Annotated in this window: 1 protein-coding gene; it reads right to left on the bottom strand. The window is 71.8% G+C overall.

Annotated elements, in window-relative coordinates:
- The coding region (locus ACOADB_RS15805) for a hypothetical protein (protein ID WP_378600455.1) at positions 1-362 on the bottom strand (362 nt) is incomplete at both ends.

Raw genomic sequence — 362 nt, 5'->3', positions numbered from 1 at the left:
GGGTCCTGGCGTAGCCGGTCGACCACCGTGGCGAGCACCAGCGGGTTGGCGACCATGCCGACGTGGCTGCTGAGCACCTCGACGTTCTCGGCGATCGGATCGGTCGAGGGATCCACGGTGCAGCCCTGCCACGGCACGATGCCGTCGGTCTTCGACCACACGGCGGTCAGCGGCACCGGCACCGGGCCCCGGAGCTGGTCGATGATCGCGCGGGCGTTCGGGGCGATGCCGTGCTTGTCCTTCGACTTCTCGAACATGCCGGTGGCGCGGGTGCGCTCGCCCTCGGCCCGCCAGGGCGAACCGAGGCAGACGACCTGCCGCACCTGGTCCGGGTTCTCGTGCGCCAGCCAGCGGGCCAGCAC

Origin of the sequence: Nocardioides sp. CPCC 206348, from assembly GCF_048654705.1 — a bacterium.
Taxonomy (GTDB): domain Bacteria; phylum Actinomycetota; class Actinomycetes; order Propionibacteriales; family Nocardioidaceae; genus Nocardioides.
The sequence above is the reverse complement of the archived record's forward strand: the minus strand, read 5'-3'. Positions and strand labels throughout refer to the sequence as shown.